The 16962-nt window shown below is 57.7% G+C and carries 15 protein-coding genes and 1 pseudogene; 7 read left to right on the top strand and 9 right to left on the bottom strand.

Features of this window, described 5'->3' with window-relative positions; genetic code table 11:
• From PKO02S_RS32610 to PKO02S_RS27955, 5 genes and pseudogenes are all read left to right on the top strand, one after another.
• Positions 1 to 1255: pseudogene (locus tag PKO02S_RS32610) on the top strand (hypothetical protein); the annotation flags it as partial.
• A gap of 31 nt (positions 1256 to 1286) precedes the next feature.
• On the top strand, positions 1287 to 2168 hold the full coding sequence (locus PKO02S_RS27970; protein ID WP_127588329.1) for a caspase family protein: 882 nt from the start codon (positions 1287 to 1289) through the stop codon (positions 2166 to 2168).
• A 514-nt stretch (positions 2169 to 2682) separates the two neighbouring features.
• Positions 2683 to 3723: a hypothetical protein gene (locus PKO02S_RS27965; RefSeq protein WP_127588328.1), complete on the top strand. Its 1041-nt coding sequence runs from the start codon at positions 2683 to 2685 to the stop codon at positions 3721 to 3723.
• A gap of 489 nt (positions 3724 to 4212) precedes the next feature.
• Positions 4213 to 4689, top strand: a complete 477-nt coding sequence (locus tag PKO02S_RS27960) for a DUF2975 domain-containing protein (protein ID WP_174819964.1) — start codon at positions 4213 to 4215, stop codon at positions 4687 to 4689.
• A 9-nt stretch (positions 4690 to 4698) separates the two neighbouring features.
• A complete protein-coding gene (locus PKO02S_RS27955; protein WP_127588326.1) occupies positions 4699 to 4935 on the top strand; it encodes a helix-turn-helix domain-containing protein in 237 nt (78 codons plus the stop codon).
• A 111-nt stretch (positions 4936 to 5046) separates the two neighbouring features.
• Here PKO02S_RS27955 and PKO02S_RS27950 read toward each other — a convergent pair whose 3' ends face one another.
• From PKO02S_RS27950 to PKO02S_RS27915, 8 genes are all read right to left on the bottom strand, one after another.
• Positions 5047 to 5499, bottom strand: a complete 453-nt coding sequence (locus PKO02S_RS27950; protein ID WP_127588325.1) for a VOC family protein — start codon at positions 5497 to 5499, stop codon at positions 5047 to 5049.
• Between the two features lie 117 nt (positions 5500 to 5616).
• On the bottom strand, positions 5617 to 6045 hold the full coding sequence (locus PKO02S_RS27945) for an SRPBCC family protein (RefSeq protein ID WP_127588324.1): 429 nt from the start codon (positions 6043 to 6045) through the stop codon (positions 5617 to 5619).
• Positions 6038 to 6604: an SRPBCC family protein gene (locus PKO02S_RS27940; protein WP_127588323.1), complete on the bottom strand. Its 567-nt coding sequence runs from the start codon at positions 6602 to 6604 to the stop codon at positions 6038 to 6040. The genes PKO02S_RS27945 and PKO02S_RS27940 overlap by 8 nt, the downstream gene beginning before the upstream one ends.
• Positions 6585 to 6938 (bottom strand): ArsR/SmtB family transcription factor, encoded by a 354-nt coding sequence (locus PKO02S_RS27935; protein WP_127588322.1) that lies wholly within the window; start codon positions 6936 to 6938, stop codon positions 6585 to 6587. Before PKO02S_RS27935 ends, PKO02S_RS27940 begins: the two co-directional genes overlap by 20 nt.
• A 989-nt stretch (positions 6939 to 7927) precedes the next feature.
• Complete coding sequence (locus tag PKO02S_RS27930) at positions 7928 to 9187, bottom strand: Gfo/Idh/MocA family protein (RefSeq protein ID WP_127588321.1); 1260 nt, start codon at positions 9185 to 9187, stop codon at positions 7928 to 7930.
• A gap of 43 nt (positions 9188 to 9230) precedes the next feature.
• Positions 9231 to 10100 (bottom strand): carbohydrate ABC transporter permease, encoded by an 870-nt coding sequence (locus PKO02S_RS27925; protein WP_127588320.1) that lies wholly within the window; start codon positions 10098 to 10100, stop codon positions 9231 to 9233.
• 41 nt (positions 10101 to 10141) lie between these two features.
• Complete coding sequence (locus PKO02S_RS27920; RefSeq protein WP_127588319.1) at positions 10142 to 11107, bottom strand: ABC transporter permease; 966 nt, start codon at positions 11105 to 11107, stop codon at positions 10142 to 10144.
• Positions 11108 to 11193: 86 nt separating this feature from the next.
• Positions 11194 to 12711 (bottom strand): extracellular solute-binding protein, encoded by a 1518-nt coding sequence (locus tag PKO02S_RS27915; protein ID WP_127588318.1) that lies wholly within the window; start codon positions 12709 to 12711, stop codon positions 11194 to 11196.
• Positions 12712 to 12956: 245 nt separating this feature from the next.
• Between PKO02S_RS27915 and PKO02S_RS27910 the strand changes: the two genes are divergently transcribed.
• On the top strand, positions 12957 to 14735 hold the full coding sequence (locus PKO02S_RS27910) for a sensor histidine kinase (protein ID WP_127588317.1): 1779 nt from the start codon (positions 12957 to 12959) through the stop codon (positions 14733 to 14735).
• Entirely contained in the window at positions 14732 to 16654 is a 1923-nt protein-coding gene (locus PKO02S_RS27905) for a response regulator (protein WP_127588316.1), read from the top strand. The genes PKO02S_RS27910 and PKO02S_RS27905 overlap by 4 nt, the downstream gene beginning before the upstream one ends.
• A 126-nt stretch (positions 16655 to 16780) precedes the next feature.
• Here the strand turns inward: PKO02S_RS27905 and PKO02S_RS32960 are convergent.
• A partial coding sequence (locus PKO02S_RS32960; protein ID WP_218033966.1) for a hypothetical protein occupies positions 16781 to 16962 on the bottom strand: 182 nt, incomplete at its 5' end.

Here is a 16962-nt window from a genome sequence, read left to right as displayed (position 1 = left end):
TGCGGCGCCCGGGGCGCCTGGGGCGAGCCCAACCGAGGGCACGGGCTCGCCGGCCCCTTCGGCGTCGGCCCCTGCGCCGGCTGCCGTCGGTGCGCCCGCCTTGCCGAGCCGGGCTTCGGGCTTGCCGGCCGGCATCGGCTCCCCTGCTGGCGGCGGCGCGGGCAGTGGCGGCACCGGCAGCCCGGCGCTCGTCTCGTTCCGGCTGCGGTTCGTCCGCCAGGAGGAGCGCAAACACGTCAAGCTCGTCTACAACCGCTCCGAAGCAACCCAGCGCACCTATGCGCCTCAAGGTTTTTTCGGGCTGCTGGTGGCGGACCTCGAGAGGGGCAAACATTTTGTCGAAGTCGATCTAGACGATCCTTTCTTCCGCGTGTTTACCATCCGGGCAGAAACGCTTGTCGACTATGCACGCATCGGCCTCCACTCCGCCGAGCTGTCGCTGGATTATGGCAACCCGGCCGATCCGGCTACTTTGAAGCATAAAGACTTCGTCTTCGATAAAGGGAACGCCGCCCCCCGGACGTGGGAAGTGTTCCTGAACCGACGGCTCGATCTCCAGTACCGCTATTCCGTCCAGTATCACTTCGATCGCCAGGCGGACTGGGAAGGCAGCCAAGGCTCCTATACGATTCCCGCCCGCCAGACCGAGGACCGTACGCTGCTCTTGAACCCTTTTGACCAATTCGGCTTCATGGAAATTCAGATTCGCGGGGCCAGCATCGACTGGGGGCTGATCGACTCCATCGACGTGCATTTGTCCTATACCGCACCCGGTGGGGCCGTTTGGAACAAGGTTGTCGTGCTGACGCAGGCCGCGGCCGCCTCGACGTGGAAGCTCCGACTGGACGACAAGTCCGTGAGAACCTATAGCTACCGATTCGTGCATCACTTGAAGGACGGCACCATTCGGGAGACCGATCCCGTGGATACGGAGGCTACGCTCGTGCCGGTCGACGATCCGTTCCCAGGCGCGATTCAGCTGGAGTTTATCCCTCTTTTTGACAGCGCGAAGGTGAGAATGGTGTACATCGATGTGGAGTACGACGATCCGGACCACCGGTATAAGCGGACCGAGCGGCTGAGGCTGATGGGCAATCAAATCGATCCTTTGCAGCTTGTGCTTGCGCAGCTCAACCCGGCTCTGAAAACGTTCCGCTACCGCCTGACGTTCGTCGGGACGAACAACGCCATGAATCAGGGGCCGTTTGTCGAGACCGCAGAGACGCTGATCCCGATCGCCGAACCGCAACCGTAGCATCCGTATCTAATCCAAGGGAGGAACCGCCATGACCAAACGCGCTGTTGTCGTAGGCGTTAACGATTACTCTGTTCAAGGCTTCACTAATTTGCGGGGCTGCGTGCGGGATGCCCAAGCGATGTACCACCTGCTCGTCGACGCCTTCCTGTTCGATCCGAGCCAAGTGTGGCTGTACACGGACAACCGGGCCACCTCGTCGAATATTCGCCAAGCGATCCGCTACATGCTGTCCATCTCCGAGCCGGGCGACGTCGCTTGCCTGTACTATGCCGGGCACGGCGGGCTGCATCCGGTCGCGGGGGGCGGAGGCGCCAGCTATCAGACGATCATTCCTTATTCGGGCACGTTTATTACCGACTGGGATTTGGCGATGGCCGCTGAGGCGCTTGAGCCTTCGCGCGTCAACTTCACGATCATTCTCGACAGCTGCCATTCCGGCGGTATGCACGAGGAGACCGAGCATCCGGGCGCCATCCGGTCAATCCGGTATGCGACCGAGTTTATTCAGTCCCTTATCGCTACGCTGAAAAAAGTAATCCCATTCGGCGTCACGGTCCCTGGCCCGCAGGCGTACAGCAATAACGTCACCCAAGTGGCCCAGGCGGGGAACGGCTTGCTTAGCATGAGCGAGGATCCGAACCAGCTGTTCGTGCAGCTCGCCAAGTCGACGCTGTTCGCGGCTTGCCGTTGGAACGAGTATGCCGGGGAGACGCCGGATCACGGGTACTTCACCCAGGCGTTCCTGGACTTGGTGAACCAGAGCAACTTCACGGTCACGCACCGGGCGTTCCATCAGCAGCTTGTGGACAAGGTGCATCAGTTGGCCGGTCCGAACCAATCGCCACAGCTGCGCGGGCAACAGAATCGGATGGACGAGGATTTCTTGCTGGGCTGGCGGGATTGCAGGTAGATGTTCAGAAGAAGGTGGAAAGGTGGAAGGTGGTTGGAGCAGTAGTCGCAAGCCTACCACCCTTAAAGGGGCTGTTGCGCGGAGAGTCGTGTAACCAGCAAGGTAGTAGGGGCAAAGGTGCTGGGAGCGATGTTGTTGAAGTAAGGCGCCGGCGAAGAGGTAATGAGGAATTTTCAAGTGCACGGTTGCCGGAAAGAGGTCGATTGAGGAAGGTTATCGGAGCAAGCGGATTGCTAAAAGGTGATCGTTCGAATGGAGGAGAACTATGGGGCTGCATGGTGCGAATATACGGGGCGATGCTGACAGGTCTGGAGCCGGCTTTGGCACAAAGCTGGAACCGGCGGCGATGGTGCCGAAAACGGATCCGGGACTAGAGCCAGCGCTTTTAGCCGCACTTGCTTGCTATCAAGCTGAGTCCCCTCTTCTCGCGAGTCGTGCTGCAGCCGCCTTGCAGCGGGTTCTTGCCGGGACGTTGGGGTCACCCTGGACGGACGTCGCCTGGCGGGCGAGCCGGTTGACCGGTGACGGGTATCCCGTCGAGCTCGGCTTTACCTCGGGCGGCGGCGAGGCGATCCGCTACACCGTCGAGTGCGCGGGACCGGAGGTTGAGCCGTGCCTACGGCTCGACCTGGCGTTGGCCGCGTGTGCGGACGCGGCGGGGATGGCCTGGCCGGGCGAGATCGTCGACCGGCTGCGGCAAGCGCAGGCGTGGGGCCGCCTCGAGTACGGCACTTGGATCAGCGGCAGGCATGGCCCGGAGGGCGATGCCTTCAAGCTGTACGTGGAAGTGCCGGCAGGCGGCTCCCCCGCTGCGGAAGCTTGGGCGCGGGACGTGCTGGGCGACGCGCCGCTGCTTCCAAGCGGGACGCCGATGCTGCGCATGATCGGCGTCGACGCCGCGGCCGCGCGCATCGAGCTCTACTACCGCGCGCACGGCTTGCAGCCGTGGGAGGTGCGCCGGCTGCTGGGGCGCCTCGGCTTGGCCTCGCAGGCAGACGCCCTGCTCGACCTCGTCGAAGCACTCGCCGAGCGATCGGCCACTGAGCGGCTGCCCTTTGCGCAGTCGGGCTTTAGCCTGTCGCTGCCGCTCGATCTTCAGCCTGGGGCCGAAGCAGTCTGTCGCGTCGAAAAATCATCACTTAAGTCCGGCGCATCTGCGGCACCTTCTGCTGCTGACGCAATCTCCGCCTGCGGTGCCTCACTCGATGCCTTCGATGCATCTGCCGCAACCTACGTCTGCAATACCTCGGTCGGCTACCCGGTGGATTCGGTCGCAGCTTCCGCCCACATCACCTCCGCTCCGGCGGTCTTCTCGCTGTTCGCTCCGGCACGCTCCGTTATCGGCCCCGACGGCCTCGTCCGCCAGCGCCTACTCGACATCGCCGCCCGGCGCGGCTGGCCGCTCCGCCACTACGCCGCCGTCTCAGCCCCGCTCGCCGACCGGCTACGTGCGCGGCCCGCGTACCACGGGCTGCTCTCCTTCATCGTCGCCCATGGTGCCCCGCCCCAGCTCCACGTCGGCCTGCGCCCTCCACCCTTTCCGCAGAGGAAATAAAAGGGGGACCGCAAGTTCCCGTCCAAACCGCTTTACTCCTGCCAAAACGGTGCCCACAGCAGCAAGTTACTCGCCCAAACCGGCTAACCCCTGCCAACCTTGGCTCTCAGTAATAAATTACCCACCTACCCGCCCTCCCTGCTCCAACTGCCCGTTCCCCACACTCCCTTCGCCTCCAGCCAGTAACCAATCCCTCCCGAACTTCCCCCCCTCGGCTCCAGTCCGATTTTTCCTGATTACAGAGCCCCTCCCCCCCTAGGAAAAATGCCGTAGTCCGAATTCGTCCGCTTGCAGAGCCCTTTAGACACACCCCTCGCCAAAAGCCTCTTCCAATTCGGCAAAATCGGACTACATCATCACCTTCACATTCGTCATCAGTGCAACTTGCTGATCGTTTGGTTGTCAACTCGTAAAACAATCAAAATATATTGTAAATCGATAAATTATATGTTACATTCAGGGTGATTCTAACGAAGTGAGGTGCGTTCTGTGGAACGAGGGACTACTCTCTTTTTAAAAACGGTTCTATTAGTGATCGCCCTTCCGATTCTGGCTTTGTGTATCGTGGGGTTGCCTTGGATGGCCAGGGAAACCGTCGGCTACTTTCCGGCCTATTGGGTGTATCCCGTTTTAGGTTTGTCGTATTTGGGCTCCATTCCGTATTTCGTGGCCTTGTATCAGGCGTTCCAGCTGTTGACCTATATCGACAAGAACAATGCGTTCTCCGAGCTTTCGGTTCGCGCGCTTAAGCTCATTACCTACTGCGCCGTCCTGATTTGCATCATCTGTGCCGCTTGCCTGCCTTTCTTGTATTTCATGGCGGATGCGGACGACGCCCCGGGCCTCATTTTTTTCGGCATGGTCCCAGGGTTCGCTTCCGCCGTCATTGCCGTCTTCGCCGCGGTGCTCCAACGGCTCTTGCGAAATGCCATTGATCTAAAATCCGAAAATGATTTAACGATCTGAGGTGAACCCATGGCGATTATAATCAATGTCGATGTGATGCTAGCGAAGCGAAAAATGAGCGTGACCGAGCTATCCGAACGGGTCGGGATTACAATGGCGAACCTGTCCATTCTGAAAAACGGAAAAGCGAAAGCGATCCGCATCTCGACGCTCGAGGCCATCTGCAAGGCGCTGGATTGTCAACCGGGCGATCTGCTGGAGTACAGACCGGATGAAGGCGGGGGTTCGGGTGGGGTTGAGCTATAAGGGAGACAATGTGTTGGCTTCCCGGGACCGAGGGTCGCTCAGACCCGGAGCGTGAATGAGGTGTTTATATGATGCACCTAGTTCAGTTAAGTCTTCTTTAATAAACCCCACTTATTTATTACCGAGTTGTTCCGCCAAACCGACTAGAAGTCCATCCTTCCCACGAATGTAGCAGAGCCGATACGAGTTCTCGTACTGGACTACTTCGCCAACGAGCTGAGCACCATGCTTGGTAAGTCTGGCTACCATTTCGTCAATGTCTTCAACGGTGAACATGACGCGTAGATAACCGAGTGCATTTACAGGAGCAGTTCGGTGATCGGATATAACAGGCGGGGTGAGAAATCGCGAAAGTTCAAGTCGGCTGTGGCCATCTGGGGTAACCATCATAGCAATCTCTACACACTGTGAACCCAGCCCGGTTACGCGACCAGCCCATTCGCCTTCGACAGTAGCTCGCCCCTCGAGCTTCAAGCCAATCTCCTCGAAGAAAGAGATCGCGTCATCAAGGGATTCCACAACGATGCCGATATTGTCCATTCTTAGTAATTTGTTCTTTTCCATAGACTTATCTCCTCATGTGTACAAATTCATTGCCTGATCATAAGCGCGATGCATCAAAAAAAGGAAGCGAGAGGCAACTCGTCGGGGTGTTTTCTGCCCCCTTTTTCCTTCTGCCTCCTAGTGCACTAGCGCTCCTCTTAATGTGGTGATGCCATGCTCCATGTACCCTTTGAGACAAGTCAGCATGTACATCCAACCACCTTTGTTGTCTACAATCAACGGGATCGAATCGATGTCCTTCGTGAAGCCTTCCTCATTTACTTCTACAAGCGTGGTCCCTTCTTCGTCCGGCGTGAAAGTGATGGTGACGCGATGCATCGTGCCGTAATCCCATTCGAAAGCAATTTTCGTGCCGGGCACGATTTCCTTGACCTCGATATCGCCTTCAGCGTTGTATTCCTCGTAGCGCAGCTTGATCGCCTTGCCCTCGGTCCAACGTTCGGAGCTGGACGAAAACCAGAAATTGCCGATTTTCTCCGGATCTACGAAAGCCTCGAACACCTCAAACGCAGGTCTGGCTATCTTCATCTTCGTATTATTATTCATTTGGAGTCTCTCCTTTGTCGGTTGGCAGCGTCTCGTCATGGATAGCTTCGAATCGCTTCTTGAACTCGTCATGCAGCTCTTTCCAGCCGTATAGCATGGCGTTGCTGCCTGCCATCGATGGCATTGGCTTCCCCTCCAGGATGCCCGTCAAACCCTTGAGACATAATGTCCATCCCGCGGCAAAAGAAGGCGACATCCCCGACTCTCTGAAGCGATGCTGCAGCACGAGAATGGTTTGGTTTCCGGTGGAGCTCAATTCCCAGCGCAAAAGATCCGGCCCCCATTGGAACAGCAGCAAATGAGGAGGTTCTACCGCGATCACTTCCCCTTGCCGTACGGCGTCCTCCTTCTCATAGTTCACATGCGAGAGCGTGACGGGCCCGGTCGAGAGCAAGTCCCGATCGGAGGCAAAGGGCCCCCAAGCCGGCAATTGCTGCGCTTCAGTCAAGGCCGCCCAAACGTCCTCAATCGGATGATTCAGCGTGCGCTTCAGCACCAACACCCATTCGCCTGCTTGGCGGGAAAGGCTGGGCTGCGACTCATTCTCCGGTGGTTTCATCGGCTTGTTTCTCCTCCTTCAAACGTTTGCGCCGGTCGAGATGCTCTTCCAGCTTGTCAACGTGCCGGTTCCACTTGTCGCGATAGGCGCTCAACCACTCATCCACTCCAGTCAACGGACTCGCATCCAGCGAGTAAATGCGGCGCTGCGCATCAGACTGGACCCGGACGAGACCGCTCTCCCGCAAGAGACGCAGATGGCTCGAGACCAGCGGCTGCGACAACCCCAGCTCTTCGGTCAAATCCTTGACCGTCGAATCCGAACGCAGCAAGCAATCCAGGATGCGTCTTCGTGACGGTTCGGCAATTATGGCGTAAATGTCGTGCAGAGTCATCACCTCGTCTCTGGCATTATTATAAGTGTTCGTTTATATAAACTCAAGTTTATGTAATTGTTATCTCGTTAATCTAAACCGGAATCCATGCGCCAGCTATATTTGATAAAATCATTGCACGAGCTTAGGGGGATATTTTCACGACCTTATAAAAAGGTTGATGTATATGAGTTTATAGACAATAGACGGTAAACGGTAAACGGTAAACGGATTGTCAATGACTTGCAGTCCGACTTTTCCTGACTAGAGGACAGGCGGCGCCTAGAAAAAGCAACGCAGTCCGAATTCACCCACTTGCAGAGCCCTTCCAGCACACCCCCTCCGGAAAAGGCCTCTCCAATTCGGCAAAATCGGACTGCGGCATAAAAGACATGATCCCCTTACTCTGTAAGTGGGGTTTTTCGGACTAGGGAGCATGGTTACCTGGTGGTCGGCGCTCTTAGGGTTCGTTATCCGTAGAAGTCAGCTCAAAACACCCGTTTAACGCGAAACCTTCCCTCCTCTACCCAGTAACCAATGCCTTTCATCACTGAATATCGCCAGACACCATGCAGTTTGCCAAGTATAGAGGGAAGCTACGATTGACCTACAGTCATGCAGTCTTACAGTCCGACTTTTCCTGACTAGAGGACAGGCGGCGCCTAGAAAAAGCAACGCAGTCCGAATTCACCCACTTGCAGAGCCCTTCCAGCACACCCCCTCCGGAAAAGGCCTCTCCAATTCGGCAAAATCGGACTGCGTTAAGAAATGCACGATCCCCTTACTCTGCAAGTGGGGTTTTTCGGACTACGGAGCATGGTTACCTGGTGGTCGGCCGACTTTGGGTTCGTTCTACAATAGCATCCGGCTCAAGACACCCGTTTCCTGCCACCCTACACACCTCCACCAAGTAACCAACGCCCTTCATCCTGAACATGCCCAGACACCATGCAGCACGGGAGAGTTGCCTCATCCCGCACAACCACTCTCGCCGCCTGCTAACCGGCCGGTTACAGCGCCCCCGCCTCCAACAGCGAAGCCTCGAAGCGGCGCAGATCCACGGTCTCGCCCGTGAGGCGCGAGCGCTCGGCGGCGAAGGCGATCAGGTGGTTCTGAGCCGACACGCGGCCCGACGAGCGCCCGACCTTGTCACCGCGCTCAAGTTGTTGGACGAAGTCCTGCATGATCATCGTGTCCGCTCCGGCGTGGCCGCCATCGACTTCGGCCGGGCGATGCGTCTGCCGAGTGCCGTCGAAGCGGTAGATCTCGATCTCGTTGGACTTGTCCCGGCCGCGCAGCTCGCCCTCCGTGCCCATGATCGTGAACGACCGCGTGTTTTCGACGGAGAACGCCGTCATCGTGAACGCCACGGTCACGTCGCCGGCGAAGCGCATAGTCGCGACTTGATGGTCGACGACATCGTTGTCGCACCGATACACGCAGCGCCCGTACGGCCCGCGCGAGATCGCCTCCCACCGCGCTTCCAGCGAGTTGTCCGCCGAGACGACGCTTTGCGGCCAGTGGTCGCTCGTGTTGTAGTACCACTTAATCGCCGAGTACGCGCAAGTCGACTCCACTGCGCAGCCGTCCGTGCAACGAGCCGTCGATCCGGCAGGCGCCTGATCCTCGCGAAAGTGCGTCAAGCTACCGAACGACGACACCTGCTCGCACTCCGTGCCGACGAGCCACTGCAGCATGTCGAGGTCGTGACAGGTTTTGGCCAGAATCATCGGGCTGGACTCGCGCGAATTGCGCCAGTTGCCGCGGACGAAGCTGTGCGCCTGATGCCAGTACCCGACGTTTTCCATCCAGTGGATGTTCACGATTCGCCCGACGACTCCGCTGTCCACAAGCTGCTTCACCCGATAATAATACGGCGAATACCGCATCGTATGGCACACGGTCAGCACACACCCCGCCTGCTCCGCTGCCGCCGCCATCATGAGCGACTCCGCCGGATCGGGCGACATCGGCTTCTCCAGCAGGATGTCGTACCCCCGTTCAATCGCCAGCATCGTCGGCCGGTAATGGTCGGCATCCTGCGTGCAGATAAGCGCCGCCCGGCTCAGCCTCGGCTGCTCGAGCAGCGCCTCCCACGAGGCGAACTGCCGCTCCGGCGCAATGCCGTGCAGCTTGGCGAATCGCTGGCGTCGCTCCTCGTTCGGCTCGGCCACCGCGACGAATTTCAACTCATGCGGCTTCTTCAGCGCGTAGGAGGCGTATGACACCATGCCCCGCTCTCCCGCTCCTATCAGTACGGCTTCTATCATCCCACTCGCTTCCTCTCTTTGTCCAAGTGATCCATCCTCTACATTATCCTTTAACCGAGCCCAAAAGAACACCCTTGACAAAATACTTTTGCAGAAACGGATAAAGCACCAGAATCGGCAATGTCGCAAAAATAATGGTGGCGAACCGCAGCGCATTGGAAACAACGAGATCCCCGCCGCTGGACGCCTGCGAAGCCATCTGCGAAGCTTGCGCACCCCTCACGATCAAATTCTGCAGCACCATCATCAGCGGGTACAGATCCGGATTGCGAATGTACAGAATCGCCCGATAAAATTCGTTCCACAACCCGACCGCCACGAACAACCCAATCGCAGCATAAACCGGCGACGACAGCGGAACCACAATCCGAGCGAACAAGCCGATATCGTTCAGCCCATCCATTCTACCCGCCTCATACAGCTCCTCCGGCAGCCCCTCGAAGAAGGCCCGGAACACCAGCAAATTGAACGTACTCACCGCTCCGGGCAGCACCATCGCCCAGATCGTATCGAGGATGCCGATTTCCCGCGCCACCAGGTAGCTCGGAATCATGCCGCCCCCGAACAGGATCGTGAACACAATGGCCAGCATAAGCGGCTTGCGCAGCGGCATCCTTTTCTGAGACAACGCAAACGCTCCCATCGAGGTGACTACCAGTGCAATAAAGGTGCCCAGCACCGTGTAAAATACCGTATTGCGATACCCGGTGATCACCTTCTTATCCTCCAGAACGATCTTATACCACTCCATCGTAAAGCCCTTCGGCCAAAGCAGCACATCGTTGCGCAAAACGTGGAATTCCCCGCTGACCGAGACGACCATCATGTACCAGAACGGATACAGCGTAACGGCCATCAACCCGATCATGAGCACGACATTAACGACGTCAAACACTTCGATCTTTTTCCTCATCGTCTAACCCCTCCTCCTCTCGCACCGACCCCGGCATCAGCTTACCAGAGACTCGTCTCCCTCGTTTTGCGCGCCAAATAGTTGGCCCCCACGATCATGAAGAACCCGACCAACCCGTTAAACACGCCGATCGCCGTCGCATAGCTGAAATTGCCTTGCATCAAGCCGACGCGATACGTATAGGTGGAGAAAATGTCCGCCGTCGAATAGGTCATCGGATTGTACAGCAGGTACACCTTCTCGAAGCCGGTGCCCAGCAGACCGCCGATGTTGAGGATGAGCAGGACGACTATGACCGGCACGATGCCCGGCAAAGAAATATGCCACATTTTGCGCCAGCGGCTAGCGCCATCGATCTCGGCAGCCTCATAAAGCGATGGATCCACCGCCGTCAACGCCGCAAGATAAATGATCGTGCCCCAGCCTACCCCCTGCCAGATGCCGGAAGCGACATACACCGTGCGGAACAGCTCCGACTTGGCCATAAAATAGATCGGCTCCACGCCGAAATACCCGATGATCTGATTCAGCAAGCCGTTGTCCGGCGATAGAAACAGAAGCACCATGCTCGCGATGACGACATTCGAGACGAAGTGCGGCAAGTAGCTGACCGTCTGCACGAACCGCTTGAACACGACGCTGCGCAGCTCGTTCAGGAGCAGAGCCAGGATAATCGGCGCAGGGAAACCCCAGATCAGCGAGTAGAGGCCGATCAGCACCGTATTTTTCAGAAGGACGGTAAAGTCCGGGTTCTCGAAAATAAAAATTTTGAAATATTTCAAACCGACCCAATCGCTGGCCCAGACGCCCTGAAAGACGTTGTAATCCTTGAACGCAATGAGAATGCCGAACATCGGCCCATATTCGAAAATCGCATAAAACAGGAACGCCGGTAAAAACAGAAGCAGCAAATATTTCCCTTCCTTAAACTTTCTCCATGCTAAGCTTCGCTTCGTACGAACGGTTCCCGGCCGGCTCTCGGCAGAGGTCGCAGTAGTTCCCGCCATCGTCGTAACCTCCCTGGGTGAAAGAGACGGCCGCCGAACCCCGCGAACCCGGATCCGTACGGCCGCCTGCTGTTTGTCGTTAGCTCTTATTTGGAACGAGCATACGCGGTCTCGAAAACCTTCAACACATCGCTAAGCCCAAGCTGGTTCAGACCTGTGATATATTTGTCCCAATCGCTCATCGGCTGCGTGCCGAGAATGAACTTGCTGATCTGCTCGCTGACGTACTTGCCGATCGCATCCTGCTTCAGCTGAATGGAATCGCGCTCTTCCTTCTTGAGGACAACGGTGGCGATGGCCGGTGCGATATGTTTGGCGGCGGCTTCGTAAGAAGCTTTGGTCTCTTCATTGAACAGCGAGATGTTGGCGGTGTTGTCGAAGAGCGCGTAAGTGCCCGCAGTACGCAGACCGAACTCGATCGAGCGCGTATTCGTATCCTTGACAGCCGGCAAATACTTCTTCACACCGCCCGGCTTCTCGTAAGTCACGCCTTCCTTGCCCCAACTGACGATTTCCTGCGCCTTGTCGGTGAACAGGGTATCCAAGTAGCGGAACGCCGCGTCCTTGTTCTTGGAGGTGGTGGTGACGGCCAGACCTTCCATCTGGATAAACTCAAAGCCATGATACCCCTTGGCGCCAGCCCCTCCCGGTGGCGTGAAATGCGACAGCTTAAAGTTGGCATTTTTGGGACGAGCCAAGTTGTTAAACGAATCGATCTGGTTGATGTAGCCGAAATAGATGAACGTCTTGTCGCCCGTGATCAGCTCGTCGCGTTTGGCGTTGGTGACGTTGCCGAACTCTTGAGGGATCAGCTTCTCCTTGTAGGCCTTGGCCAGAAACTCGACCCCTTTGCGGTAGCTGTCCTCGCTCGGACCATACGTCCACTTGTTCGTTTTCGAGTTGATGTAGAACGCATTGGCGGAGCCGAAGCTAAGCGCAATCTGGTTCATGATGCCCCAGCTCGGCGCGTACAGCGGATAGCTGTCCGGGTACAGCTCCTTCAGCTTCACCATCGTCGTATATAGCTCATCGTAGGTTGTCGGCACTGCCAGGTTATGCTTTTTGAAAATATCCTCGCGATGCAGCCACAGGCCGTCGTAGTTTCCGTAGCCGCCTTTGGTCGGGTTCATAAACAGCTTGCCGTCTGCCGACAGCAGGTTTTTGTACTCGAATTGGTTCTTGGCGATCCAGGCTTTCATGTTCGGCATTTTGTCCATGTGGTCGAGCAGGTTGACGAACGCGCCTTCGCCTCCATACTTATGCAGATTGTCCGTACCGGAAATCCACATCAGGTCCGGCATGTTGCCGGAGGCAATGACGAGCGGGATCGCTTCCCACCAGTTGCCTTGGTAGGCGCTCGGCTTCAGGTTCGTGTTCGTCAGCTTGCCGAGCTCCTGATAGATGATCCAGTCTGTTTTTTGCGGGAACGCCGTATGGCTCTGCACGATCATCGACAGATCGGTCGGCGGACCTTGTGTAGCTGCCGCGCTCGGCGACGGATTGGCGGAAGCGTTTTCTTTGGTGCTCCCGCTTCCCGACGAACAAGCCGCTATCATCGAAGTCATAAGCACTAACGCTGCGGCCATCTTTACTTTGTGACGCATGTTTCGGTTCCCCCTACATTCGGATTGGTATGCCCCGTTCTTGCCTCTTCAGTATAAGGTCGGGTCATTTCCCGGTACCATTAACGGTTTTCAACAACGATAGACCGTTCTTATCGATTTGCAAACATCTCGTAGCGCCAGGTTGAGAGCGGCATAACGACGTAGACAACGGTTTGCTCCTGGCGGCCTGCATTTCCGATATAATAAAAGGACCACCATGCCGATTCCGCACGAGGAGGCTGTCCATGCTTCGAAATCCGCTGCAAGCGCTTGCCGACCGCTCGATTCTGACCAAGCTGATCGCCAGCCTGCTCCTGATCGTCGCGCCGCTCTATGTGATCAACTATATGCTTTACAATATCGGAGTCGATAAAAACCGGCAAGAGATCGCTTTGTCGCTCACGAGCGCGATTCATTCGTACCATAATATCCTGGAAACCGAAATCGTTCGGCTGGACAACATGCTGATGAAATCCGCCCGCGATGCCGCCGTGACGCAAGCCACGATCGATCCCGTCACCTCCACGCAGGCGGAGAGAACCATATTTACCTTAAGCGTGCACGATCTGATGGGTCGTCTGCAATATTCTTCCCAATTCGTCTCCTCGACGATCGCCTTCCTGCCGAAAATCGGGCAAACGATCTCGACCTCCGGCCAGCTCGCGACGGGTACCGCCCAGCCGTTGTTCGACGCGGTCAGCATCCGGTCCGGACCGTTCATCCCCTACGGCGGCAAGCTGTACATGAGCGCTCCGCTCGTTCCGGATGCCGGCGACACCCGCAGCCAAGGTCTGGTGCTCGCGATGGAGATGTCTACCCCGAATCTCGTCACGTATTTGTCGCAGCTGCTAAGCTATAATCGCGGCGGAGCGATGCTGTTCGACCAAGGACTGCGTTGGCAGGTCTCGACTGATGGGGATGATGGAGTCCAATCTGCCGTCCGTAGCTATTTGGCCGAGCAAATGCATCAGCAGAAAAACGTGGGGCTGGGCAGTCCGCGTTTCGAGACCATTCGGCTGCAGAAGGAAGCTTACCATATCGTGTATGAACACTCGCCCAAACTGAACACGACACTTGTCGCTTATGCGCCTACCGATGAAATTTACAATTCGCTGAATGTGTACCACGTGCTGTTCTATATCATGTCCATCGTTTCCGTGATTGTCATTTTAGTATCCTCCTACTGGGTGTATCGCACGATTCATGCGCCGCTGCACAACCTGCTGAACGGATTCCGGAAGGTGGAGTTCGGCAACCTGAACTTTGCGTTGACGCCTCGCAACAAGGATGAGTTCGGCTATCTGTATCGGCGGTTCAACGCGATGGTCGAGAATTTGAATCAGTTGATCCACGTGGCCTATGAGCAAAAGCTGCTCAACCAACGATCCGAGCTCAAACGGCTGCAGTCGCAGATCAATCCGCATTTTCTGTACAACAATTTCTTCGTGCTGCAACGGTTGATCCGGCTGGGTCGCAAGGAACAGGCCACTCAGTTCACCGGCTATATGGGGCGGTACTTTCATTTCATAACGCGCAACGCCGAGGATGAGGTTTCGCTGCAGGAGGATGTCCAGCATGCCCGCGCGTACTTGGATATCCAATCCGTCTGCTACGATTCTCGCATCTCGATTGTGTTCGGCGACATTCCGCCCGGGATGGGCGAGCTCCTGGTGCCGCGCCTGCTGCTGCAGCCTGTGCTGGAAAACAGCTTCGCCCATGCGTTCGAGAAACAGCTCGATGAGGGCCGATTGTCGGTCGGATTTGCGTTCGAGCGTGGCGTAGCCCGGATCATCGCGGATGACAATGGCAAGCAGTTGGAGGAGGAGCGGATTGAGGCGTTGCAGGTGAGGCTGGAGTCGGCGCGGGATCCCGCTACGGAGAGCACCGGCATGCTGAATGTGCATCGGCGGTTGCAGCTTCGGTTCGGCGAACGGTCGGGGCTGGTGCTGTCGCGCAGTCCGCTTGGGGGGTTGCGTACGGAGATTCGGATCGATTTGAACGGGGAAAAGGGGGAGCAGGCATGAGCGAGTTGATGGGGATGCAGCAACAGGTGCGCCTGTTGGTCGTCGACGACATACCGATTATTGCGGACGGACTGAGCGAGCTGTTCCGAGAGGAGCCTCCCCGGCCGATGGAGGTGTACAAGGCGTACTCCGCTCCGGAAGCCTTCGAGCGGATGGAGCGGACGCCGATCGACATCGTCGTGACCGACATCAAGATGCCGGAGATTACCGGGCTTGAGATGCTTCGCGAGATCAACCGGCGCTGGCCGCGCTGCAAGGTGATCTTCCTGACCAGCTACCACGATTTCGAATATGCGCGGGAGGCGGTCAAGCTCGGCGGCTTCGACTTCATCCTGAAGACGGAGGGCGACGACCGCATTCTGCAAGCCGTAGCCGGCGCCGCTGAAGCGCTGCTGGCCGAGCGCGAATCGAGCGAGCTGCTCGCGCAGGCGCAGGAGCAGTACCGGCTGGCGCTGCCGTCGCTGCGCAAGGTGTTCTTGCGGGAGCTGCTGCAGGGGCTGCACGCGGACGATCAGGCCCGTCGATCGGAGGCGTTCGCCACGCTCGGCGTGCCCTTGCTGGCTCAGCGCCCAGTATATCTGGCGCTCGCTCGATTGGACGGCTGGAAGCAAACGATGACGTGGTCGGACCAGGCGATGCTACATTATTCGGTCGCCAACATCCTGGAGGAGTGCCTCTCGCCTCACGTTCGCTTGATGACGCTGAGCCTGGAGTCGTCGCATTTGGTCTGCCTTTGGCAGGCGGAGGCGGGAGCGGAGGCGGGAGGCGAGCAGGATGAGGAAGAGGAGGAGGAGGAGACGTTTCGGTTTGCTTACGATACGTTTGAGCGGGTGCAGAATATTTGCTTGGACCTGCTGAAGCTGCAGGTCTCGTTTATATTGAATGCCGAGCCCGCTCCTTGGCCGCGTGCCGGCGAGCGTCTGCACCGGCTGGAGCTGCTGCTGCAGCGCGGACTCGGGCTGAACCGCGAGCTGCTCACGACGGACGCCGAGCTGGAGCAGAGCGGCCGCTCGACACCGGCGTCGGCGGTGTCGGGGGTCGGGTCGAGGGCCGGGGCTGGAGCTATGCCCGGAGCGGGAGCTTGGGCCGGATCGAGGACCGGGGCTGGAGCTGAAGCTATGCCCGGAGCGGGAGCTGGGGCCGGCTCGGGGGCTGAAGCTAGGACTGGAGCGGAAGCTTGGACCGGAGCTGGGGCGGTGGCCGGAGCTGGGGCCGAGTCGGAGGCAGAGGCTGGGGCCGGGCAGCCGCAGGTGGATGGGGAGCTGTATTTGCACCCTTCGCGTTTCTCTACGCTGCAGACGTTGCTCGCGGGCGGCAAGCAGGAGGACTTCTTCCTCCTGCTCGGCGAGCTCGACGTGACGGTAAGGGCCGCCTCCTGGGGAGTCCGGCTCGAGGCCGTTCACTTCTTGTCGCATCTGTTCATCAGCTATCTGAACCGGCGACAGTCGCTGCCGCTCGCGGCGGAACGGCTCGGTCTCGAGCCGCTGGCGCGGACGGAGACGAACCCGGATTGGGATGCCTTTATCGCCTACTGCCGCCGATTAGCCGAATTTCTGTTCGAGTATACCGTACTCGACCAGGAGACGCGGTCCAACCGTCTGATCACCGATTTGCAGAGCTACATCCGCGACCATATCAACCGCGACCTCTCCCTGACGAGTCTCGGCGAGCGGGTGCATCTGCATCCGACTTACTTGTCACGCCTCTACAAACAAGTGACCGGTGAAGGCATCTCCGAGTACATCATGGAAATCCGCCTCGAACAAGCCAAGCATCTGCTGGAATCCAGCGACCGCCTGATCCAGGACATCGCCGAAGACATCGGCTACCAGTCCGGCATCGCGTTCACGCGCTTCTTCAAGAAGATGATGAACATCACGCCGCAAGATTACCGCGAGCTGAAGCAGCAGCAGTATTGAGGGCGGGGCCGGGTGGACGAAGCGTAAAAAAAGGATGGCCACTTTAGTAGTGTTCCAGTCTGTTCGAGTTCTTTAACTTTTTGCTAAGCCTAGCTGCCGGACGACTGGGACTTACACTCGAGTACATTAACTTTTTGCACTAACTTCCCTCCCATCCGGCCTTCTGAGTTCGAGTTCATTAACTTTTTGCACTAACTCGAGCGGCCGAGCAGGCGATGGAGCGGAGTTAGTCCATTTTTGCACTAACTCCTCTTCCATTCGACCGTTGGAGCTCGAGTTAGTAATCTTCTGCACCAATTCCAATGCCC

Origin of the sequence: Paenibacillus koleovorans NBRC 103111 (genome assembly GCF_004000845.1) — a bacterium.
In the GTDB taxonomy this organism is placed as follows: Bacteria; Bacillota; Bacilli; order Paenibacillales; family NBRC-103111; genus Paenibacillus_AA; species Paenibacillus_AA koleovorans.
The sequence above is the reverse complement of the archived record's forward strand: the minus strand, read 5'-3'. Positions and strand labels throughout refer to the sequence as shown.

Bases quoted from the DNA above. Each gene is read 5' to 3' on its own strand.
- PKO02S_RS27970 (WP_127588329.1), top strand. From the start codon at position 1,287: ATGACCAAACGCGCTGTTGTCGTAGGCGTTAACGATTACTCTGTTCAA.
- PKO02S_RS27955 (WP_127588326.1), top strand. From the start codon at position 4,699: ATGGCGATTATAATCAATGTCGATGTGATGCTAGCGAAGCGAAAAATG.
- PKO02S_RS27950 (WP_127588325.1), bottom strand. From the start codon at position 5,499: ATGGAAAAGAACAAATTACTAAGAATGGACAATATCGGCATCGTTGTG.
- PKO02S_RS27945 (WP_127588324.1), bottom strand. From the start codon at position 6,045: ATGAATAATAATACGAAGATGAAGATAGCCAGACCTGCGTTTGAGGTG.
- PKO02S_RS27940 (WP_127588323.1), bottom strand. From the start codon at position 6,604: ATGAAACCACCGGAGAATGAGTCGCAGCCCAGCCTTTCCCGCCAAGCA.
- PKO02S_RS27935 (WP_127588322.1), bottom strand. From the start codon at position 6,938: ATGACTCTGCACGACATTTACGCCATAATTGCCGAACCGTCACGAAGA.
- PKO02S_RS27930 (WP_127588321.1), bottom strand. From the start codon at position 9,187: ATGATAGAAGCCGTACTGATAGGAGCGGGAGAGCGGGGCATGGTGTCA.
- PKO02S_RS27925 (WP_127588320.1), bottom strand. From the start codon at position 10,100: ATGAGGAAAAAGATCGAAGTGTTTGACGTCGTTAATGTCGTGCTCATG.
- PKO02S_RS27920 (WP_127588319.1), bottom strand. From the start codon at position 11,107: ATGGCGGGAACTACTGCGACCTCTGCCGAGAGCCGGCCGGGAACCGTT.
- PKO02S_RS27915 (WP_127588318.1), bottom strand. From the start codon at position 12,711: ATGCGTCACAAAGTAAAGATGGCCGCAGCGTTAGTGCTTATGACTTCG.
- PKO02S_RS27910 (WP_127588317.1), top strand. From the start codon at position 12,957: ATGCTTCGAAATCCGCTGCAAGCGCTTGCCGACCGCTCGATTCTGACC.
- PKO02S_RS27905 (WP_127588316.1), top strand. From the start codon at position 14,732: ATGAGCGAGTTGATGGGGATGCAGCAACAGGTGCGCCTGTTGGTCGTC.